Origin of the sequence: Paractinoplanes deccanensis, from assembly GCF_016862115.1 — a bacterium.
In the GTDB taxonomy this organism is placed as follows: Bacteria; Actinomycetota; Actinomycetes; order Mycobacteriales; family Micromonosporaceae; genus Actinoplanes; species Actinoplanes deccanensis.
In genome coordinates, this window is record NZ_BOMI01000029.1 from 1 (window position 1) to 14,801 (window position 14,801).

The 14,801-nt window shown below is 72.9% G+C and carries 17 protein-coding genes and 1 riboswitch; of the genes, 5 read left to right on the top strand and 12 right to left on the bottom strand.

Features of this window, described 5'->3' with window-relative positions:
* Window positions 1–516, top strand: a 516-nt coding sequence (locus tag Ade02nite_RS08795) for a cbb3-type cytochrome c oxidase subunit I (RefSeq protein WP_203761052.1), incomplete at its 5' end; no start/stop codon positions are given.
* Between the two features lie 4 nt (window positions 517–520).
* On the opposite strand, the gene Ade02nite_RS08800 is transcribed toward Ade02nite_RS08795, so the two are convergent.
* The gene (locus Ade02nite_RS08800) at window positions 521–1,585 is read right to left on the bottom strand and encodes a right-handed parallel beta-helix repeat-containing protein (protein WP_239168643.1); all 1,065 of its coding nucleotides are present in this window, start codon (window positions 1,583–1,585) and stop codon (window positions 521–523) included.
* Window positions 1,586–1,684: 99 nt separating this feature from the next.
* Window positions 1,685–2,263: a GAF domain-containing protein gene (locus Ade02nite_RS08805; RefSeq protein WP_203761053.1), complete on the bottom strand. Its 579-nt coding sequence runs from the start codon at window positions 2,261–2,263 to the stop codon at window positions 1,685–1,687.
* Window positions 2,264–2,414: 151 nt separating this feature from the next.
* Between Ade02nite_RS08805 and Ade02nite_RS08810 the strand changes: the two genes are divergently transcribed.
* Complete coding sequence (locus Ade02nite_RS08810) at window positions 2,415–2,897, top strand: pyridoxamine 5'-phosphate oxidase family protein (protein WP_203761054.1); 483 nt, start codon at window positions 2,415–2,417, stop codon at window positions 2,895–2,897.
* Here the strand turns inward: Ade02nite_RS08810 and Ade02nite_RS08815 are convergent, their stop codons facing one another.
* The 10 genes from Ade02nite_RS08815 to Ade02nite_RS08860 all read right to left on the bottom strand — a co-directional run bounded on the left by Ade02nite_RS08815 (window position 2,898) and on the right by Ade02nite_RS08860 (window position 12,599).
* Window positions 2,898–3,740 (bottom strand): DUF72 domain-containing protein, encoded by an 843-nt coding sequence (locus tag Ade02nite_RS08815; protein WP_498370400.1) that lies wholly within the window; start codon window positions 3,738–3,740, stop codon window positions 2,898–2,900. It abuts the gene before it with no gap.
* Window positions 3,741–3,811: 71 nt separating this feature from the next.
* Entirely contained in the window at window positions 3,812–4,186 is a 375-nt protein-coding gene (locus Ade02nite_RS08820) for a cobalamin biosynthesis protein (RefSeq protein WP_203761055.1), read from the bottom strand.
* A 127-nt stretch (window positions 4,187–4,313) separates the two neighbouring features.
* Window positions 4,314–5,738, bottom strand: coding sequence for a cobyrinic acid a,c-diamide synthase CobB (locus Ade02nite_RS08825; protein WP_203761056.1), 1,425 nt, complete (start codon window positions 5,736–5,738; stop codon window positions 4,314–4,316).
* Window positions 5,732–6,331, bottom strand: a complete 600-nt coding sequence (gene cobO / locus Ade02nite_RS08830; protein WP_203761057.1) for a cob(I)yrinic acid a,c-diamide adenosyltransferase — start codon at window positions 6,329–6,331, stop codon at window positions 5,732–5,734. The genes Ade02nite_RS08825 and cobO overlap by 7 nt, the downstream gene beginning before the upstream one ends.
* Complete coding sequence (locus Ade02nite_RS08835) at window positions 6,331–8,394, bottom strand: VWA domain-containing protein (protein ID WP_203761066.1); 2,064 nt, start codon at window positions 8,392–8,394, stop codon at window positions 6,331–6,333. Before Ade02nite_RS08835 ends, cobO begins: the two co-directional genes overlap by 1 nt.
* A 68-nt stretch (window positions 8,395–8,462) precedes the next feature.
* Window positions 8,463–8,633, bottom strand: a riboswitch (cobalamin riboswitch).
* Window positions 8,634–8,651: 18 nt separating this feature from the next.
* Window positions 8,652–10,226 carry a gluconokinase gene (locus Ade02nite_RS08840; protein ID WP_203761058.1) on the bottom strand — a complete coding sequence of 525 codons (1,575 nt, stop codon included), beginning with the start codon at window positions 10,224–10,226 and terminating at the stop codon, window positions 8,652–8,654.
* Window positions 10,227–10,414: 188 nt separating this feature from the next.
* On the bottom strand, window positions 10,415–10,867 hold the full coding sequence (locus Ade02nite_RS08845; RefSeq protein ID WP_239168644.1) for an SRPBCC domain-containing protein: 453 nt from the start codon (window positions 10,865–10,867) through the stop codon (window positions 10,415–10,417).
* A 166-nt stretch (window positions 10,868–11,033) separates the two neighbouring features.
* Window positions 11,034–11,372 (bottom strand): ArsR/SmtB family transcription factor, encoded by a 339-nt coding sequence (locus Ade02nite_RS08850; protein WP_203761060.1) that lies wholly within the window; start codon window positions 11,370–11,372, stop codon window positions 11,034–11,036.
* Window positions 11,373–11,423: 51 nt separating this feature from the next.
* Window positions 11,424–11,624 carry a hypothetical protein gene (locus tag Ade02nite_RS08855; protein WP_239168645.1) on the bottom strand — a complete coding sequence of 67 codons (201 nt, stop codon included), beginning with the start codon at window positions 11,622–11,624 and terminating at the stop codon, window positions 11,424–11,426.
* 159 nt (window positions 11,625–11,783) lie between these two features.
* Complete coding sequence (locus Ade02nite_RS08860) at window positions 11,784–12,599, bottom strand: alpha/beta hydrolase family protein (RefSeq protein ID WP_203761062.1); 816 nt, start codon at window positions 12,597–12,599, stop codon at window positions 11,784–11,786.
* Between the two features lie 146 nt (window positions 12,600–12,745).
* Between Ade02nite_RS08860 and Ade02nite_RS08865 the strand changes: the two genes are divergently transcribed.
* From Ade02nite_RS08865 to Ade02nite_RS08875, 3 genes are all read left to right on the top strand, one after another.
* Window positions 12,746–13,426: an alpha/beta hydrolase gene (locus tag Ade02nite_RS08865; protein ID WP_307871210.1), complete on the top strand. Its 681-nt coding sequence runs from the start codon at window positions 12,746–12,748 to the stop codon at window positions 13,424–13,426.
* Window positions 13,427–13,444: 18 nt separating this feature from the next.
* Complete coding sequence (locus Ade02nite_RS08870; protein ID WP_239168646.1) at window positions 13,445–13,846, top strand: hypothetical protein; 402 nt, start codon at window positions 13,445–13,447, stop codon at window positions 13,844–13,846.
* Window positions 13,847–13,951: 105 nt separating this feature from the next.
* Window positions 13,952–14,801: alpha/beta fold hydrolase (locus tag Ade02nite_RS08875; protein ID WP_239168647.1), on the top strand; the 850-nt coding region annotated here is incomplete at its 3' end.

Sequence of the window (14,801 nt, forward strand, 5' to 3'; positions counted from 1 at the left end):
ATGCTCGACGACCGGCTCGGCAAGGTCCATTTCTGGCTGACCTTCGTCGGCTTCCACTCGACCTTCCTGGTGCAGCACTGGCTCGGTACGGAGGGCATGCCGCGCCGCTACATCGACTACCTGCCCAGCGACGGCTTCACCTTCCTCAACACGTTCTCGACCATCGGCTCGTTCGTGCTGGGCGCGTCCACGCTGCCGTTCCTCTACAACATCTGGAAGTCCTACAAGGTCGGCCAGCTCGTGACCGTGGACGACCCGTGGGGCCACGGCAACTCGCTGGAGTGGGCCACCAGCTCGCCGCCGCCGCTGCGCAACTTCGACCGCATGCCGCGCATCCGCTCCGAGCGGCCCGCGTTCGACGCGAAGTTCCCCGAGCTGGCCGCCGGCGGCCAATCGGTGGAGGGCCCGCCCGAGGGCGGCGCGCGCCCGCTCACCGAGGAGTCCAGCGGCGGCGCCCGCTACCAGGACGAGTCCGGCCGGCGGCAGACCGCCGGCACCGACGAGCGGGACGACTGACGCCTCAGGCCGACCCGTCCAGGCTGGTGACCTTCCCCGCGAGCGCGTCGGGGCTGGTCCGCGTCACCCCCCAGATCACGGCCGAGCTGCCCACCTCGGAGACGATGAAGTTCGTCAGCGACGGCGTGCTCGCCGACGACGGGTCGGACTGCACGGCGCCGCCGATCGTCAGGTTGACGGTGGCGGCGCCGATGTGGATGCCGGTCTTGGCGCCCTTGAAGGTGTACGGGCTGAACAGGCTGCACCCCTTGCTGTTGCGCACCAGGAAGCCCGCCTCGGTGAAGAGCTCCGCGCCGCAGCTGGTGAGCGTGACGGCCGAGCAGTTGTAAAGCGCGTAGCCGCGCCGCCCGCCGTCGTTGGCGCAGGCGTTCAGCGTCGAGTAGCTCACGTAGTCGAGCTCGAAGCCGTTCTTCTTGTTGCCGAGCGCGTAGCAGGCCTCGAAGACGAGGGACGTGGCGGCCGCCGTCGCGGTCTTGGTGACGTAGAAGCCGTTGCCCCCGTTCTTCGTCGACTGGACCCGGGTGATCCGCGACGCGATCACGGCGGTGAGGTAGACGCCGCAGTCACCCCAGTTGCGCACCACGCAGTCCTCGATGGTGATGTTCGAGGGCCCCTCGGCCGGTCCGGGAATCAGGCAGATGCCGGACGGGCCGTCGGCGGGCGCCGGGGTCGCGGAGTCGTACTGCCCGATGATGCTGAGCCCGGAGATCGTCACGTAGTTGACGGCATAGCCGCTCACCGAGGTGATGCCGTGCCCGGCACCCACCTGAGTGATCTTCGTGGCCTGCGCGCCGGCGCCGATCAGCCGCTGGTTGGACCGCATGACGATCGGCTGGTTGACGTAGAACGCGCCGGCGCTCAGCAGCACCTGGCGGTTCACGTCCGACAGCGCACCCTGGATCGCGGCGTGGTCGGCGGCGCCGGTCACGTCCGCGCTCGGCGTGATCACGACGAGCCCCTCGGTCGCGGCCAGCGCGGCGGCCGGCTGACCGAAGATCAGCCCCCCGGCGGCCAGGCCGGCTCCCGCCAGCGATCCGGTGATCAGCCCGCGGCGGCTCTGCGGCGTCATCCTCTGCGCACTCCCTGGTCTTGCGGCACCTCGATGCCCCGTCGGCATGGCCTGCCTCGTCTCGGCATGATCAGCCAACCAGAGAGATCGTTCGGCGCGCTACCCCGGTGGCCGCCGGCCGCTGACCGTCTCGCGCATGCGCAGCTCGGCCATGGCGCCGCGGATGACCATCAGGCGCAGCTCGAGCTCGTCCGACACCGCCGCGGCCAGGTGCTCCAGCGCCTTGAGCTGGTGGGCCGTCGCCTGGCGCGGCCGGTTGTCGATCACGTTGACCGTGCCCAGCCGATAGCCGTCGTGCGCCCGGATCGGCGCTCCCGCGTAGAAGCGCAGACCCAGCTCACCCCGTACCAGGGGATGATCGCGCGTCCGCGGGTCGACGGCCGCGTCGGTGACCAGGTAGACGCCGTCCTGGGCGATGGCCGACCCGCACAGGCCCGGCTCGGGACCGATCTCCCGCACGCCCGGCAGGCCGTAGGCGGCCACCAGCCAGATGCGATGCTCCTCGACGAGCGACACCGTCGCGATCGGCGTGTCGAACAGGGCGGCGGCGACGAACGCGATCCGCTCGTACGTGTCGTCGACCGGCTCGTCCACCAGCTGGTAGCGGCGCACGGCATCGAGCCGCGCCTGCTCCTCCGGGCCACCGTCGAGGTACTCATAGGTACCGCTGCACCTCATGGAACCTCCTCACGTCACGTTCCAGGTGATGACGGCTCGGCGGCGGCATGTCGCACACCCTGTGCGAGTCGCCTTTCTTTCCCGAGGATGTCGAGAACCCGCGGGCGGCTCCGTCCCAGGAACGAAGACCACCCGACGAAGGAGCCGCACCATGGAACGCCACGAGATCACCGCCGTCCTGTCCCGCCCGATCAGCCAGGAGCTGCTGGCCCGTGACCTGCTGCGGATGGCGTACGTCGCCAAGGACGGCACGCCGCGCGCCATTCCGATCGCCTTCACCTGGAACGGCTCGGAGATTGTCGTCTGTACGCCGAAGAACGCCCCGAAGCTGCACTCCCTGCGCCGCCGCCCGGAGGTCGCGCTGACGATCGACACCGAGGTGCACCCGCCGAAGATCCTGCTGATCCGCGGGCGCGCGGAGCTCGACGTCGTGGACGGCATCCCGGAGGAGTACCTGCAGATGAACGGCAGCTACCAGATGACGCCCGAGCAGCGGGTGGTGTGGGAGGCCGAGGTCCGCTCGCTCTACGACGGCATGGTCCGCATCGTCATCACGCCGACGTGGGCCAAGCTGATCGACTTCGAGACGACGCTGCCCACCGCCGTCGAGGAGCTGATCAAACAGAGAGGCTGATTAGAAGAGGGTCAGCGGCCCGGTCGGCTCGGGCAGCGGCGGGAGGCCCGGCGTCCGCGCCCGCACCTCCTCGTGGAACCGCCGGGCCAGCCCGGGCGCCTCGTTGTTGTCCGGCGTGTGCACGAAGACGGTCGGCGAGCGTCCTTCCCGCAGCCACCCCGCGACGACCTCCACCCAGCGCTGCCACCCCTCGACGGTGCGGGCGCTGTCGTCCCGGCCGAGATACCGCACGATCGGCCGCGCGGTGAGCGCCCGCTCCCGCAGCGGCATCCGCGGCTTCTTCTCCCAGGCATCCCGCTCGGCGTCGCTGGTCGGCGGGCTCGCGAACATCACCGTCGTGTCGAACGGCACCCACTCCACGCCGGCCTTCTCCAGGATGCCTTCGAGCGCCGCCGGTTCCCGGAAGAACGCCGGATGCCGCACTTCAACCGCATACTCGTACGCCGCCGGCAGCCGCCGCAGGAACCCCGCGAGCACGTCGAGATCCCCCGGCCCGAACGACCCCGGCAGCTGAATCCACAGCGCGTGAGCCCGCGACCCGAGCGGCTCGATCGCATGCAGGAACCCGGCCAGCGCCCGATCACCGCCGGCCCCGAGCCGAAACTCGTGGGTGACCGGCTTGGGCAGCTTCACCACGAACCGGAAGTCCGCGGGAGTCTGCCTGGCCCACCCGGCGACGGTCTCCCTACTCGGGGTGGCGTAGAAGGTCGTGTTCCCTTCGACGGCGTCGCACCATTCCGCGTACGCCCGCAGCCGCTCCTGAGCGGGCGCGGCGGCCGAGAAGTCCCAGGCTTTGTGCGTCCACATGGCGCAGCCGACGTGCAGCCGGGGTAGGTCCCTCACCGCAGGAAATCTACCCGCCCCGGCCGAGGGACGCCCGGCCGGGCCGAGACCCCGAAGCGTCACGGCGGCGGTCACGCGTCCCGGTGTTTCCGGGCGATCGCCACGGTGACCCGGTGGAACACCTTCTTCGGCAGCACGAGCGTGGCCCCGCCCCCAGCAGCGGCCATCGCAGCTGCCTCGGCAACACTCGGGGTGCCGACCGCCGCGGCGACCGTCCCGTTTCCGTTCGGCACGTCCCGCGCCGCGAGCTCGGCCGCCGGCAGACCGGCGAGGCGCCATCCTCGCTCGGCGGCCAGGCCGCGCAGTCCCGGTTCTTCGGCCCGCCGGTCGATGGTGGCCAGCACGCCGACCTGAGCTCCGTCGAGCCCGGCCGCCGCGAGCGCCTCGTCCACGGCCGACCGGATGTCGGCCTCCGCCGTCCCCGGGCGCGCGCCGACGCCGACCACCAGCGCGCCGGCGCCTTCCGCCGCTCGGCGGGCCCCCGCCGCGTGACCGGCGCCAGACGAGCGACCGGCGCCCGCCGAGCGACCAGCGCCCGCCGAGCGACCAGCGCCCGCCGAGTGACCGGCCATCTCAGCCGAGCGAGCCGGACGAGCCCGAGCCGGACGAGCCCGAGCCCGAGTCGAACGAGCCGGACGAACCGGATGAACCGAGCAAGCCGACGAGGCGTTCCGCGATGCCCGGGTTGCCCGCCCAGTGCAGGTGCAGATAGGACGCGTGCACCGTCGGCGACGCGAAGCCCTCCGGGTCCGCTCCCCGCCACTGCCACGCCGCGCCGCCCGCCGGGGACAGCAGGAGCCCGGAGCGGGGATGTACCGCCGTGCGGTGGAACTCGTGGCCGGTCACCCGGGTGCCCGCCGGGGCCAGCGGGCTGTCCGCCAGCGCCACCGCGTCGCGGTAGCCGAGGGTCAGCGACGGGGTCATGGCCGCCTCGGCGTCGATCACGCCGCACATCTCGGCGCCGTCCAGGGTGCGGCAGAGCCAGAGCAGGCCGGCGCATTCGGCGATGATCGGGCCGCCGGCGGAGGCCAGGGCTCGCACCGCGGCGCGCAGGGGCTCGTTCGCGGACAGCTCGGCGGCGTACACCTCGGGGAAACCGCCACCGACCACCAGCGCCCTCGTGCCGGCGGGCAGCTTCTCGTCGTGCAGCGGGTCGACCGTCACCACCTCGGCGCCGGCTCCGGCGAGCAGTTCGGCCGTCTCCGCGTACGAGAAAGAGAAGGCCGGACCGCCCGCGAGCGCGACCACCGGACGGCCGGCGGCGGGCGAAGCCGGCGCCGGAGACCACGGCTCGGCGGCCAGCGGAGGCGCGGACGCCGCGATGGCCGCGACCGCGTCCAGGTCGACCGAGGCCGTCACCAGCGCGGCAAGCGCGTCCACCGACGCCCGGGCCTCCGCGCGGCGCTCGGCGGCCGGCACCAGCCCGAGGTGGCGCGACGGTGCCGCGACCGCGTCCGCCCGGCGCAGCGCGCCCAGCACCGGGGTGCCCACCTCCTCGCACGCCTCGCGCAGGATCGACTCGTGCCGGTCGGAGCCGACCCGGTTGAGGATGACCCCGTCGAGGCGCACCGTGCCGAAGCTGCGGAAGCCGTGCACCAGCGCGGCGATCGAGCGGCCCTGGGCGGCCGCGTCGACCACCAGGATCACGGGGGCGTCGAGCAGGCCGGCCACCTGCGCGGTCGAGCCGGTCTCGCCCGCGCCGGTGCGGCCGTCGTAGAGACCCATCACGCCCTCGATGACGGCGAGCTCCGCGCCCTGGCTGCCGTGCGCGAAGAGCGGGCCGATGCGGTCCTCGCCCACCAGCACCGGGTCGAGGTTGCGTCCCGGGCGGCCCGCCGCCAGCGCGTGATAGCCGGGGTCGATGTAGTCGGGGCCGACCTTGAACGGCGCCACGGGCACCCCGCGGCGGGCGAACGCGGCCAGCAGTCCCGTCGCCACCGTGGTCTTGCCGTGCCCCGAGGCCGGCGCGCCGATCACGACGCGCGGGATGCTCACCATTCGATGCCCTGCTGTCCCTTGCGCCCGGCGTCCATCGGATGCTTGATCTTCGTCATCTCGGTCACCAGATCGGCCGCGTCCACCAGTGCCTGCGGCGCGTCCCGGCCGGTGATCACCACATGCTGGGTGCCGGGCCGCTCGGCGAGCGTCCGCACGACGTCGTCCACATCGACCCAACCCCACTTCAGGGGGTACGTGAACTCGTCCAGAACGTAGAACTTGTGCGTCTCGGCGGCCAGGTCACGCTTGATCTGCGCCCAGCCCTCGGCCGCCTCCGCCGCGTGGTCGCGCTCGGTGCCGGCCCGCTGGATCCACGACCAGCCCTCGCCCATCTTGTGCCAGGTGACCGGGGCGCCGCCGGTGGTGCCGAGCGCCTTGAGCGCGGCCTCCTCACCGACCCGCCACTTCTCGGACTTGACGAACTGGAACACCCCGACCGGCCAGCCGGCGCTCCACGCGCGCAGCGCCATGCCGAAGGCGGCCGTCGACTTGCCCTTGCCGTGTCCGGTGTGCACGGCGAGCACGGCCTGGCGCCGCCGCTGCCGGGTGGTGAGCCCGTCGTCGGGGACGCTGGCGACTTTTCCCTGCGGCATCAGGCAGCCTTCCGTACGGGGTGAGTGCCGGCGCCGGCCTCGAGCGCGTCGAGGGGCATGAGGTCGGCACCGAGCGCGGTGGCGAGACGGCCGGCGAGGTGGAGCCGGATCGGCCCGGTCTCGCAGTCGACGACGACGGTGGGCACCCCGGCCAGCGCGGGGGCGACGCTCACCGGGTCGGGCCCGCTGGTCGCCCGCCCGTCCGTCACGACGATCAGCAGTGGCCGCCGGCGCGGATCGCGGCGGCGCTCGGTCGTGATGGTGGCGGCGGCGGTACGCAGCCCGGCGGCCAACGGTGTGCGGCCCCCGGTGCGCAGGCTCGCCAGCCGCATCACGCCCACCTCGTGGCTGGACGTGGGCGGCAGCACCTGGTCGGCCTCGTGCCCGCGGAACGTGATCATCCCGATCCGGTCCCGCCGCTGGTAGGCGTCCCGCAGCAGCGACAGCACCGCGGTCTTGACGATGGTCATGCGCTTGCGCGCCGCCATCGACCCGGAGGCGTCCACGACGAAGAGCACGAGGTTCGCCTCCCGCCCGACGTGCACGGCTTCGCGCAGGTCGCGGGGGTGAACGACGCTGCCCTCCCCGCGGCCGCCACGGCGGTGCAGGGCCGCGCGGAGGGTGGCCGGCAGGTGCGGGGCGCCGGCGAGCTTGCCCTGCGGCACCCGCGAGCCGATGACCCTGCCGCGGCGGGCGTAGGCGGGCGAACGCTTGCCGGTGTGGCCGCCCGTGCCGCGCCGGGCGATGCTGAGGGTGCGCGTGCGATAGGCCGCGCCGGCGGGAGCCTGAGCCCCGGCAGCCGCGCCGGCCGGGTTGTCCGGCTCCGGAGCGGCGTCGGTCCGCGGCCTGGCCGGATCACGATCGTCCGGGCCGGCGCCGCCCTCAGATTGCCGAGGAGCCGGGCCACGATCATCCGGAGCGGAGCCGCCGTTCCCGGGGCCGCCACCCGGAGGCGGGTCATCATCGGGATCCGGGCCGCCGCCGGAGTCCGGGCCGCTGTCGGGGTCCGGGCCACTGTCGGAGTCGGGGCCGCTGTCGGAGTCGGGGCCGTCGCCGTCCTGCCGGCTCTCCTCCTCGCGCTGCTGCGCGTCCGCCTCGGCGAGCGCCTCGTCCAGCTTCTCCTCGTCGGTGCCGGGCGGGTCGAGCGGATCACGGCGGCGCCGGTGCGGCAGCGCGAGGCGCGCGGCGTCGCGTACGTCCTCTGCCGTGACGGTGTCGCGGCCGTGCCAGGCCGCCAGCGCGACCGCGCACCGGGCGACGACGATGTCCGCCCGCATGCCGTCCACGCCGTAGGCCAGGCAGACCCGCGCGATCCGGTCGAGCTCGGCGTCCGGCAGCGCCACGTGGGGCAGGCGCTCGCGCGCTGCCACGATCCGGGCCGCGAGCTCGCGCTCGTCCCCGGCGAAGCGGGCCGCGAACGCGTCCGGCCCCGCCTCGTAGGCGAGCCTTCGCCGTACGACCTCGGCCCTGTCTTTGGCGTCGCGCGGCGCCGCCACGTTGACGACCAGCCCGAACCGGTCGACGAGCTGCGGCCGCGGCTCGCCCTCCTCGGGGTTCATGGTGCCGACGAGCAGGAAGCGGGCCGCGTGCTTGACCGACACCCCGTCGCGCTCCACGTGCGCGCGCCCCATCGCGGCCGCGTCGAGCAGCAGGTCGACCAGGTGGTCCGGGAGCAGGTTGACCTCGTCGACGTAGAGCACCCCGCGGTGCGCCCCGGCGAGCAGCCCCGGCTCGTACGCCTTGACGCCGTCGGCGAGCGCACGCTGGATGTCGAGCGTGCCCACCACCCGGTCCTCGGTCGCCCCGACCGGCAGCTCGACGAGCGCCGACGGGCGCCGGTAGTGGGGGCTGTCCGGCGCGTGCGGCCCGTCCGGGCACTGCGGGTCGGGGGCGGCGGGGTCACAGGCGAACCGGCAGCCGCGCACGACGGCGACCTCCGGCAGCAGCCCGGCAAGGGCGCGCACGATCGTGCTCTTGGCGGTGCCCTTCTCCCCCCGCACCAGCACGCCGCCGACAGCGGGCGACACGGCCGTGAGCAACAGGGCAAGCCTCAGGTCGGCCATGCCGACAACGGCCGAGAACGGGTACGGCGTCACGCGGATCCCTTCTGCACGGGTGTCCACGCCCGCGCGATGAGCGACACGAGCGGCCGGAGTCTCCTGACTCCCGGATCAGCGCTCCCCGCACGCCTTCCGGCCGTGTGCCGGCCGTGGCCCATCGACGGATCGCTCCCCGGTCACAGTGGCGGGACCGTCCCGGACTCGCACCGGGTTCCTCCGCTACCGCTCGCCGTCATGCTTTCCTACCGCCGTCCGCCCCGTCAACGCGGGGTGATGTGCGCCGCCTTCTCGGTGTCGGGGATGGGCTGCGGGGCGAGCCGGTCGAGCTCCTTGACCACGTCCTGCACGGCGAGGGCGGACGTCTCGATCAGCGGGCGCAGCCGGGCGTAGAGCTCGGCGTTCTCCGGGTCGGGGACGGTGGGCTCGCCGATCGGGATCAGCGCGGCGGCGTGGTCGAGGTCGGGCAGCTCGCCGAGCGCGTGCCGGGCGAGCAGGCAGGCGCCGAGCGCCGTGCCCTCCGGGGTGTCGGCGACCGCGACCGGCAGGTCGAGCGCCGCGGCGAGCACGCCGACCCAGAGCTCCGAGGCGACCGCGCCGCCGGTGGCCCGCACCTCGGTGACGGGGATGCCCTCGGCGGTGAACGAGTCGCGCACCAGCGCGAGCTGCTGGCAGACCCCTTCGACAGCGGAGCGTACGAGGTGCGCCCGGCCGTGCTCGCGGCGCAGCCCGAGGTACGCGCCGCGCAGGCCCGGCCGCCACCAGGGGGCACGCTCGCCGAGCAGGTAGGGCAGGCAGAGCAGCCCGTCGCTGCCCGGCACGACGCCCTGGGCCTCGATGAGCAGCGCCGCGTCACGCTCGTCGGCGTCCTCGCCCTCGGCGCCGGGGCGCTCGAAGCCGCCGGCGAAGCTCTCCCCGGCCCACCGCACCACGGATCCGGCGTTGTTCACCGCGCCGCCGATCACCCACCGGTCCTCGGTGAGCGCGTAGCAGAACAGCCGCCCCGCCTTGTCGGCCGTCGGCCGGTCGACCACCGTGCGCAGCGCCCCGCTGGTGCCGAGCGAGATCGCCGCGACCCCGGCCGGCGTGGCGCCGACCCCGAGGTTGGCGAGCGGCCCGTCCGCCGCCCCGATGATCAGCGGGGTCCCCGGGTCGAGACCGGCCGCCCGGGCGACGTCGGCCCGCAGCCGCAGCTGCCGGGTGGTGCCGACGACCTCGGCGAGCTGCTCCGACCGCACCCCGCAGATCTCCATCGCCTCGGGGTCCCAGCGGCGCTCGTGGATGTCGTACAGCCCCGTGCCCGACGCCACGGACAGGTCGAGCAGGTACGGCTCGTCGGCCAGCACGGCCAGCACCAGCTCTTTGACGCCGCCCCACCGGGGCGTGCCGCGCAGTGTCTCCGGATCGTTGTCGCGCCACCAGGCGAGCTTGGTCAGCGGCGACATCGGGTGCACCGGCGTGCCCGTGCGGCCCTGGAGCGCCTTGCCGAGCCCGGCGTCGACGATCTCCTCGCACTGCTTGCCGGCCCGCCCGTCGGCCCACGTGACGAGCGGCCCGAGCGGTTCCCCCGAGCCGTCCATCGGCACGAGAGCGTGCAGGAAGGCGCTGAGGCTCACCGCGATCACCCGGTCACCCTGCTCCCGGCAGGCGGCCGCGACGTCGACGAGCGCCTTCACCGCCGCGTCCCGCAGCTCCCGCGGGTCGAGCTCGGCCCGCCCCGGCCCCGGCACGGAGAGCGGATAGTGAACGCTGACCAGCGCACGCAGCTGCCCGTCGGGCCCGGCCGCCACCCCCTTCGTCGCGGTGGTCCCCGTGTCGATCCCGATCACGACGTCCATGCACAGCCTCCCGTTCGCGGCATTTCCCTCCCAAACCTAGTGCCCCCGCGGCCGGCTCTCATGGCAGAGCCACCAGGACCCCCTGCCGGTGCCGCGGGCTCACCTCCAGCGCGGCGGCCGCCTCGGGCGGCAGGGGCGCCGGCGCCGTTGTCGCCATCCATGACAAGCGGGGGCCCGGCGCGTGGCATCTAGACGGCGAGCACTTTCGCGTACGCCTCGCGCAGCTCCTCGAAGCCGTGGTCCATCGCGTCCGCGCCGCGGATCACCCCGACCGGCCGCCCGTCGAGCAGGCGCCGCAGCACCTCGGCGCAGAGATGCCATCCGGCGGCGACCATGGCTTCCATGCCCGGGTGCGCGAGAGTATGCCGCAAGATCAGGCGGGTGCCTCCGGTGGTCTCCTCGAGCTCCCACCGCAGCAGGTCGTCGCCCCACGAGTACTCGAGCACGGCCGGCGCCTCGGCCCGCCGCACCACAGCGGGCACGTCCGTGCGCTCCGCACCGTCCACCATGGTCAGGGTCGTCTCCCCCACAGACCCCAGATCCCGTACGGCGGTGAAGGGCGCCCACTGATCCAACTGCCCCGGATCGGTGAGCGCCGCCCACACCACCGCCGGCGCATGCCGGAACTCCCTGACGAACACAAGGGTCCACCGCTGGTCGCCGGCCGGCACAAGCTCAGCCCCACCAGCGGTCGTTGTTTCGAGTCGCTCCGTCACAGCCCCTCCTCGAATCCACTTCCGGAAGTCGGTTTCTTCCGGCTCTCGCAGCGCCGCGTCTCACCGCGTGCACCCGGGTCTCACCGAGCCATCACCCCGCAGGGCCGGCCGCGCCCGATACGCCGGTGGCGGCGTGGGCGTCCAGGTGGCGCTCCAGGGCGTCCAGGTGGTGGGTCCAGAGGGCGCGGTAGGGCGCCAGCCAAGCGTCCAGCTCGCGGAACGGCGCCGGGTCGAGCCGATAGATCCGCTGCTGAGCGTGGGTGCGAACGGCGACCACCCCCGCCTCCCGCAGCACCCGCAGATGCTTGGAGACCGCCGGCTGGCTCATCGCGAGCGCCGCCACCAGGTCGGAGACGGTGCACTCGCGCAGCCGCAGGACCTCCACGATCCGCCGCCGCGTCGGCTCGGCGAGAGCCACGAACGCATCCATCACGCCAATATGCCTCAGCAGTTATATAACCGTCAAGGCATGAGGGGTGCGTCAGCAGCCGGGACCGGCGGCCTGGCCGTGCACGATCGTGTAGGCGGAGATGTCGCCCTTGACGTAGCCGGCGATGTCGGCGACGGACTTCGGCGCCGTGCCGTTGATGCCGGCATAGGCCACGATCGCGGAGTCCACGGTCCGGCAGGTGGCACGGTCGGCCACCGCTTGGGCCTTCGCCTCGAGGGACTTCGGGTCCAACGCTGAGTAAGAAATGCCAGCAACACTAAGAGTGACGGTTGCTGCCACCGCGACGTGGGTCAAGTGCACCAACGCAGCCTAGGCACCATCACAGTGCGTGCTCACCCGTCCGTTCGGCCGAGGTTGATCACCCGTGGGTACGGCTCCGGGCGATAATCCTCAAGTCGCCGACACGGGCAGCTGGGCGGCGAGGAAGGCGAGAATCACTCCCGAGATCCGCCCATACGAAGCGTTATCGGGATGCAGATACTCTCCGTGGCCGGCTCCTCGGACGGTCACGAAGCGCTTCGGCCACGGATCGCTGTCGTACGCCCGGCGCGCGGCCGTGATCGGCACCACGCGGTCGCGGGCGCCGTGCACGAAGAGCACCGGCGCCGCCCGGCCGCCGAACCCGAAGGGCGCCTCCCGTCCGGCGATCGAGACGCCCGCCCGCAGCCGTGGATCGTGTCCGGGCCCGAGGAGTCCCAGCGTCGTGGTCCCGCCGGCCGAGAAGCCCACCGCCCCGACACGTGCGGTGTCCAGGTGCCTGAAGAAGGGATCGCCGGGCACCGCGGAGAGCGCCAGGACCTGGTCGATCACGGACGACGCGTCGGCCGGCTGGGACCGGATGTCGGCGCGCCGCACGCGTACCCGCCGGTTGGTGTGCGGAAATGCCGGTGCCGCGACCACGTACCCGGCCTCGGCCCACCCGGCGATCAACGGCGCGAAGTCGGACGGCAGCCCACCCAGCCCGTGGCTGAACACCAGCAGCGTATGCCGGCCGGTGAGCGGCGACGGGTACCAGACAGTGGTCGGCAGCGGCCGGTCGGCACCGCGCGTGAGCGCCAGGGTGCGCGTCTGCACCAGGACCGCCGGGGAGCTCGCCGCGCGGGCCGGGCCGAACCCGTACAGCAGGAGGGTCACGGCCACGAACGCCGCGATCAGGACGCGCCGACGCGGGCGGATCAGCTGGGAAAGGGAATGACCGCCGCGCACATCGCGAGCCTATGAACGTGACGCAACGAGGGCGATCACCGTTGTGGGTGGCGATGAGACGACGAACATTCGTAGGCGTTGGTGCGACGGTTGCCGCCGTCGCCGGATGGGCCGGATACCGTAGCCGATCAGGTGATCTGGAACCGGTGATCCCGCACGCTCCGGTGGGTGACGAGCGTTTGGTGCGCCGCGACTCGCGGGCGCGCGGCCGGCTGGTCGACTTCTACACCGCCGTGCCCGCCGGTCACGGCGACGGCCGTGGCCTGCCCGTCTGCCTGGTCCTGCACGGCGGCTCCAAGACGGCCGCGGACTTTCCCGCCCTCGGCCTCGGCCGTTTCCTTACCGATGCCGTACGCCGCGGAGCGCCCCCTTTCGTGCTGGCCGGCGCCACCGGCGACCGTTTGTGGTGGCGCCCCGACAAGGGCGACGACCCGCAGCGGATGGTGCACGAGGAACTGCCGCAGTGGTGTGCGCGACGCGGTTTCGACACGAGCCGGATAGCGCTGTGGGGATGGTCCATGGGCGGTTACGGCGCCTTGCTGCTCGCTCAGGCGTACCCCGGTTTCGCGCGGGCCGTGGCGGCCTTTTCTCCCGCCGTACGAAAAGGAGATGAGGTATTCACGTCAGTCAGTCATCTTCGTGGCACATCCGTCGGGCTGTGGTGCGGCGAGCAGGACGACCTGATCGACAACGTCCGCGATCTCGCCGCTGAGCTGCCGGAACGTCCGGCGGCCGGACGGTACGGAAATGGCCGGCACAACTTTGGATATTGGTCGCGATGCATACCCGAAGGTTTTGACTTTGTCGCCGGGGCTTTACGGCGCTGAAGCGCGCTCCGTACCGTAATGACACAGAGCAACGGTCTCAACACGCTGGAGGAACCCATGCGTCGTGCCGCCGCCGTACTCGCCCTCGCCCTCGCCGCCCTGTGGATAGCCACGCCGGCGCAGGCTTTCGCCCACAACGCCGTTCACAACACCTACATGCACGCGCTTCTCGACGCGTTGACGCTGGTAGTGGTGTCGGCGCCGGTCTGGACCGCCCTGCTGTGGAGCGGCGGCAACCGGCTGTGGCTGGCCGGCCTGATCACCGTCGTCCAGATCCCCGTCGCGATCATCGGCTTCGTCCCCATCGCCAGTCCCTACCTCCACCTCTCACTCTTCGTGGTCGCCATCGCCCTGACCGGCGTGTCGCTTCGAGTCGTGCGGGCGCAGGCGCGCACCGCGGCGGCCCCGGCCGAGAGCTGAGAACGCGGGTGTGCCGGGCCCCCCGAGGGGTCCGGCCCCGGAAATCCACGGTTGGGTGATCGATATTTAACCTGCCCGTGAACTGTCATGCCGGACAATGAGCGGGTGGTGACCGAGACGATGATGCCGGTCGACGGCATCGAGCTCTGCGTGGAGACCTTCGGCGAGCCGGGTGATCCCGCCCTGCTGCTCATTGCCGGCGCCGCCAGTTCGATGGACTGGTGGGAGGACGAGTTCTGCCGCCGGCTCGCCGCCGGGGGCCGCTTCGTGATCCGCTACGACCATCGGGACACCGGCCGGTCGACGTCGTTCCCGGCCGGCGCCCCGCCCTACTCCGATGTGGACCTGGCCCACGACGCGCTCGGCGTGCTCGACGGCCTCGGCGTCCACCGCGCTCATCTGGTCGGCCTGTCGATGGGCGGTTTCCTGGCCCAGCGCATCGCCGTCGAGCGCCCCCACCGGGTGCTCTCCCTGACCCTGATGGCCACGTCTCCCGGCCCGGGCGCCGACCTTCCCCTCGGCCCCGCGGCCGGCTCCTTCGGCGGCGACCCGGTCGCCTGGGACGACCGCCGCGCCTCGGTCAGCACCATCGTCGCGACCACGAAGGGCCTGGGCGGCCCGTTCACCGCCGACGACCCTCACCTGCGCCGCTTGGCGGAGCGCGTCTTCGACCGTACGACCGACATGGCCGCCGCCCAGACCAACCACTTCTGCTGCGCGGGCGGTCCCTCCGTACGAGATCGGCTCGCCACCCTCGACGTGCCCACGCTCGTCCTGCACGGCACCCTCGACCTGTTCTTCCCCGCCGCACACGCCGAGGCCCTGAGCGCCGAGATCCCCGGCGCCCGCCTGGTCTGGCTGGAGGGCGTCGGCCACGAGTTCCCCCCGGCCGCCGTCTGGACCCAGGTGATCGACGAAATCATCGACCAGGCTGGCCGCCGCACCCAGCCCGCCT

Excerpts from the sequence above, each read along its gene's own strand:
- Ade02nite_RS08800 (WP_239168643.1), bottom strand. The coding sequence starts at position 1,585 with ATGACGCCGCAGAGCCGCCGCGGGCTGATCACCGGATCGCTGGCGGGA.
- Ade02nite_RS08805 (WP_203761053.1), bottom strand. The coding sequence starts at position 2,263 with ATGAGGTGCAGCGGTACCTATGAGTACCTCGACGGTGGCCCGGAGGAG.
- Ade02nite_RS08810 (WP_203761054.1), top strand. The coding sequence starts at position 2,415 with ATGGAACGCCACGAGATCACCGCCGTCCTGTCCCGCCCGATCAGCCAG.
- Ade02nite_RS08825 (WP_203761056.1), bottom strand. The coding sequence starts at position 5,738 with ATGGTGAGCATCCCGCGCGTCGTGATCGGCGCGCCGGCCTCGGGGCAC.
- cobO (WP_203761057.1), bottom strand. The coding sequence starts at position 6,331 with ATGCCGCAGGGAAAAGTCGCCAGCGTCCCCGACGACGGGCTCACCACC.
- Ade02nite_RS08835 (WP_203761066.1), bottom strand. The coding sequence starts at position 8,394 with ATGGCCGACCTGAGGCTTGCCCTGTTGCTCACGGCCGTGTCGCCCGCT.
- Ade02nite_RS08840 (WP_203761058.1), bottom strand. The coding sequence starts at position 10,226 with ATGGACGTCGTGATCGGGATCGACACGGGGACCACCGCGACGAAGGGG.
- Ade02nite_RS08850 (WP_203761060.1), bottom strand. The coding sequence starts at position 11,372 with ATGGATGCGTTCGTGGCTCTCGCCGAGCCGACGCGGCGGCGGATCGTG.
- Ade02nite_RS08870 (WP_239168646.1), top strand. The coding sequence starts at position 13,445 with ATGACACAGAGCAACGGTCTCAACACGCTGGAGGAACCCATGCGTCGT.